Genomic DNA, 4,497 nt, shown 5'->3' with positions numbered 1-4,497 from the left:
TGCTCTGGACCGGTGCGGTGGTCGCCGCGCTGCCGGGCCTGGTGCTCTGGCTGGTCCGGCTTGGCGGCCCAGGCCACTGCTCGGGACGGGACCAACGGCCCGGTGCCCGGGTCCAGCGACCCTGACCGCCGGGCCGGGACCGGCGCAGGCTGAAGGTGGACGAAGGAGGACGTGATGACCGACAGATCCGGTGCCCCCGTTGTGGTGGGCGTGGACGGTTCCCCCTCAGCTCTGGACGCGGTCCGGGTGGCTGCGCGGGAGGCGGCGGCCCGGCACCGGCCGCTGCGGGTGGTGCACGCCTTCATGTGGCCACTGTTCGGCACTCCGCTCGGCCCCGTGCCGTTCGCCCCGCCCGACGCCGGGTTCCGGCACGAGGCGGACAAGCTCGTCGCGGAGGCGGTCGACGAGGCCCGCAAGACCGTGTCCGAGATCGAGGTGACCGGCGAGGTGGTCGAGGGCGCGGCCACGCCGGTGCTGCGGAGCGAGAGCCGGGACGCGGCGCTGCTCGTGCTCGGTCACCGGGGCCTGGGTGGCTTCGCCGAGCTGCTGGTGGGTTCGACGGCGGTGCACGTGACGTCGCACGCCGACTGCCCGGTGCTCGTGGTGCGCGCGGAGCCGCGCGCCGACGGCCCGGTCGTGGTGGGCGTGGACGGCTCCGCGCTCTCCACGGAGGCGGTGGGCTTCGCCTTCGCCGAGGCAGCGCAGCGCGGCACCGACCTGGTGGCGGTGCACGCCTGGCTCTACCCGACCCCGGTCGGCCCGGGCGACATCGCACCCCTGGTGTACGACCCGGACGAGCTGAAGGCCGAGGAGACCCGGGTGCTCGCCGAGTCCCTCGCCGGCTGGTCGGAGCGCTACCCGGAGGTCCGGGTGCACCAGCGGCTGGTCGCCGGTCCGCCGGCCCGGGTGCTGACGGAGGAGTCCACCGGCGCCCAGCTGACCGTGGTCGGCGCGCAGGGCCGCGGCGCCTTCACCGGGATGCTGCTCGGTTCGGTCAGCCACGCCCTGCTGCACCACGCCCGCAGCCCGCTGGCCATCGTCCGGCACCGGCGGGACGGCCACGCGTCCTGACCGCCGGGCCCACCGTCCGCGTCGGCCGGTCTCCCGGCCGACGCGGCGGCCTGCTGTTCGCCACTGTTCCCCCGCCGTGCGGGAGCAATTGCTTCTCGGATGGCGGCGAACGGTCGACAATGGCCTGATCGACCTCTGGGGGAGCTGATGAACCGACCTGTCGTGGTGGGCGTCGACGGATCACCGTCCAGCCTGGGCGCCGCGGAGCACGCGGCGCAGACCGCGGTCCAGCGGTCCCGGCCGCTGCACCTGGTGCACGGCTACCTGCACCCGCTCGGCTACGGGGTGCCGCTGAACCCGTACGACCTGGGGGTGCCGGCACCCACCGAGGACGCGCAGAAGATGCTCGAACAGACCGCCGCGGACCTCACCGACCGGCATCCCGGGCTGCGGGTGGAGGTGCGCCAGGTGGCCGGCGGGCCGGGCGCCGCCCTGATCGAGGAGTCCCGCCGGGCCGAGCTGGTGGTGGTCGGCTCACGGGGCGTCGGCGGGTTCGCCGGGCTCCTGCTCGGCTCGGTCAGCACCCAGGTCGCTCAGCACGGGCACTGCCCGGTGCTGGTGGTCCGCCCCGCCGAGCAGCCGATCCCGGTGAGCGGGCCGGTGGTGGTCGGCGTGGACGGCTCCGAGCCGGCGGCATTCGCCGTCCGGCTCGCCGCCGACGAGGCGATACGCCGCGGCACCAGCCTGGTGCTGCTGCACGTCCGCCCGGCGGAGGATGCGCGGGCGGTGCCCGAGGAGGTGGCGGAGTCCGGCGCGGCCGGGGAGGCCGAGTCGGCCGAGCTGCTGGCCGGGGTCGCCGCCCGGGTCCGGTCCGACCATTCCGGGCTGACCGTCACGGAGCGGCCGGTGCGGGCGGCCAAGCCCGAGCAGGCGCTGATCGAAACGAGCGGGGACGCCGCGCTGGTGGTGGTGGGTTCCCGGGGCCGGGGCGGTTTCACCGGACTGCTGATCGGCTCGGTCAGTCAGGCGCTGGTGCAGCACGCCCACTGTCCGGTGCTGGTGGCCCACCCGTACGAGCCGGCCGACTGAGCCGACCCCGGCCGGGTACCCCGCCCGCGGCGGTCAGGCGGGGTCGCGGCCGGCCAGCAGCTCCTCGAAGCTGGTGGTGAGGGCGAAGGGATCGGCCACTCCGGCGGCCGCCGGGCGGCGGTCGACCTGGTCGGCCAGTTCCGCCGCGGCGCGCCGGATCCGGGCGCGCAGCGCGCCGTCGGCGCCCTCGCCCGACCAGTCCTCCGGCGCGGCGAAGACCGCCGTCGGTACGACCAGCGCGCGCAGGTAGGCGAACATCGGCCGGACCGCGTGCTCCAGGGCGAGCGAGTGGCGGGCGGTGCCGCCGGTGGCGCCGATCAGCACCGGCCGGTCCACCAGGGCGTCCTTCTCGACCACGTCGAAGAAGGACTTGAACAGCCCGTTGTAGGAGGCGTTGAAGATCGGGGTGACGGCGATGAGGCCGTCCGCGCCGGCCACCGTGTCCAGCGCCTCCCGCAGCGCCGGGGCGGGGAAGCCGGTGAGCAGGTGGTTCACCACGTCGTGGGCGTGCTCGCGCAGGTCCACCGGGCGGAGCTCCACCTCGGTGCCGCGCCGGACCAGCTCGTCGCGGGTGGCCGCGGCGAGCTGGTCGGCGAGCAGCCGGGTCGAGGAGGGCTGACCGAGGCCGGCCGACACGACGGCCAGGGTGCGCCGGGTCATCGGCCGGCCTCCGCGTCGGTGCGGTCGGCTACGGCGTCGCGGGCCGCGACCAGCGAGGCGTGGGTCGGGGCCTCGGGTACGTGGGCGGGGCGCAGCGAGTCGAACTCCTTGCGCAGTACGGGGACCACCTCCTCGCCGAGGATGTCGAGCTGTTCGAGCACGGTCTTCAGCGGCAGCCCGGCGTGGTCGATGAGGAAGAGCTGCCGCTGGTAGTCGCCGACGTAGTCGCGGAAGCCGAGGGTACGGTCGATGACCTGCTGCGGGCTGCCCACGGTGAGCGGGGTCTGCGAGGTGAACTCCTCCAGCGACGGCCCGTGCCCGTAGACCGGGGCGTTGTCGAAGTACGGCCGGAACTCGCGCACCGCGTCCTGGGAGTTCCTCCGGATGAAGACCTGGCCGCCGAGCCCGACGATCGCCTGCTCCGGCGAGCCGTGGCGGTAGTGCGCGAAGCGCTGCCGGTAGAGGCCGACCATCCGCTGGGTGTGCTCCTTCGGCCAGAAGATGTGGTTGGCGAAGAAGCCGTCACCGTAGTAGGCGGCCTGCTCGGCGATCTCGGGGCTGCGGATCGAGCCGTGCCAGACGAACGGCGGCACGCCGTCCAGCGGCCGGGGCGTGGAGGTGAACGACTGGAGCGGGGTGCGGAAGCGACCCTTCCAGTCGACCACGTCCTCGCGCCAGAGCCGGTGCAGCAGGTCGTAGTTCTCGATCGCCAGCGGGATGCCGTTGCGGATGTCCTGGCCGAACCAGGGGTAGACCGGTCCGGTGTTGCCGCGCCCCATCATCAGGTCGACCCGGCCGTCGGCCAGGTGCTGGAGCATCGCGTAGTCCTCCGCGATCTTCACCGGGTCGTTGGTGGTGATCAGCGTGGTCGAGGTGGAGAGCAGCAACCGCTCGGTGCGGGCGGCGATGTAGCCGAGCATGGTGGTCGGCGACGACGGCACGAACGGCGGGTTGTGGTGCTCACCGGTGGCGAAGACGTCGAGCCCGACCTCCTCGGCCTTGAGCGCGATGGCGACCATCGCCTTGATCCGCTCACGCTCGGACGGCAGCCGCCCGTTGGTCGGGTCGAGCGTGACGTCGCCGACGGTGAAGACTCCGAACTGCATGATCCAGCTCCTCGCGTGACCTCCGGACCGGTGCGGCCCCGGATCGCACCGCACAACATATTTGACGAGTCAAACATTTCGGCGGGCCGGGGGCTGCCCTGCCGCCCCGGTCACAGGCCCCTCCTCACGCACCGTTACTCCACTCAACCGCTTACCGAGCGTGTCGGCCGCTCATTGGTCACGACGGCCGTCCCCATCCTTTGCTCTGCTGCAGCCCACGCAACACCACCCTTGAGCTGCGGATCTTCCTGCCACCTACGGCATGGACCCGTGGCCGGACAGCACGCACGGTGACTGTTGCGTATAAGGCAGCAGAGCAAAGGGCGCGAGGCGTTGTAGTTGCCCTTGCCACGCGGACACGCACGGTAAGCGATCAGGCCATTGCACGCCGGGACAGGCGGGGCCGCCGAAGCCGTTGGTGGCACCGACCACAGCCCGCCCCGCGCCGCGCTGCTGCTGTGGGGTACCGGAGTGCATGTGGTCGACCTGGTCGTCGGCGGTGCCGACCCGTGCCCGTGGGCGCCGTGGTGGCTCGCCGCCTACCTCGTCTCGCTGACGGTGGCAGGCCCGGTCGCGGCCGGGCTGCTACTCGCCCGCCGTCGGCTCGGCATGGACCTGGCCTGCCTGATCC

The 4,497-nt window shown here is 73.4% G+C and carries 5 protein-coding genes; 3 read left to right on the top strand and 2 right to left on the bottom strand.

Annotated elements, in window-relative coordinates; all coding sequences use genetic code 11:
• Nucleotides 1–174: 174 nt before the first annotated feature.
• Both DKL51_RS13050 and DKL51_RS13045 read left to right on the top strand, forming a co-directional pair.
• Nucleotides 175–1,071 (top strand): universal stress protein, encoded by an 897-nt coding sequence (locus DKL51_RS13050; protein ID WP_109944350.1) that lies wholly within the window; start codon nt 175–177, stop codon nt 1,069–1,071.
• A 147-nt stretch (nt 1,072–1,218) separates the two neighbouring features.
• Nucleotides 1,219–2,100, top strand: a complete 882-nt coding sequence (locus DKL51_RS13045; protein ID WP_109944351.1) for a universal stress protein — start codon at nt 1,219–1,221, stop codon at nt 2,098–2,100.
• A gap of 33 nt (nt 2,101–2,133) precedes the next feature.
• Here the strand turns inward: DKL51_RS13045 and DKL51_RS13040 are convergent, their stop codons facing one another.
• Together DKL51_RS13040 and DKL51_RS13035 are read right to left on the bottom strand one after the other, a co-directional pair.
• Nucleotides 2,134–2,760: an FMN reductase gene (locus DKL51_RS13040; protein ID WP_109944352.1), complete on the bottom strand. Its 627-nt coding sequence runs from the start codon at nt 2,758–2,760 to the stop codon at nt 2,134–2,136.
• Nucleotides 2,757–3,866: an LLM class flavin-dependent oxidoreductase gene (locus DKL51_RS13035; RefSeq protein WP_109944353.1), complete on the bottom strand. Its 1,110-nt coding sequence runs from the start codon at nt 3,864–3,866 to the stop codon at nt 2,757–2,759. The genes DKL51_RS13040 and DKL51_RS13035 overlap by 4 nt, the downstream gene beginning before the upstream one ends.
• A gap of 381 nt (nt 3,867–4,247) precedes the next feature.
• Here DKL51_RS13035 and DKL51_RS13030 point away from each other — a divergent pair.
• The coding region (locus tag DKL51_RS13030) for a hypothetical protein (protein WP_438819658.1) at nt 4,248–4,497 on the top strand (250 nt) is incomplete at its 3' end.

It is taken from the genome of Micromonospora globispora (genome assembly GCF_003857015.1).
Taxonomy (GTDB): domain Bacteria; phylum Actinomycetota; class Actinomycetes; order Mycobacteriales; family Micromonosporaceae; genus Micromonospora; species Micromonospora globispora.
Note: the sequence above shows the minus strand (reverse complement) of the source record. Positions and strands in the feature narration are given on the sequence as shown.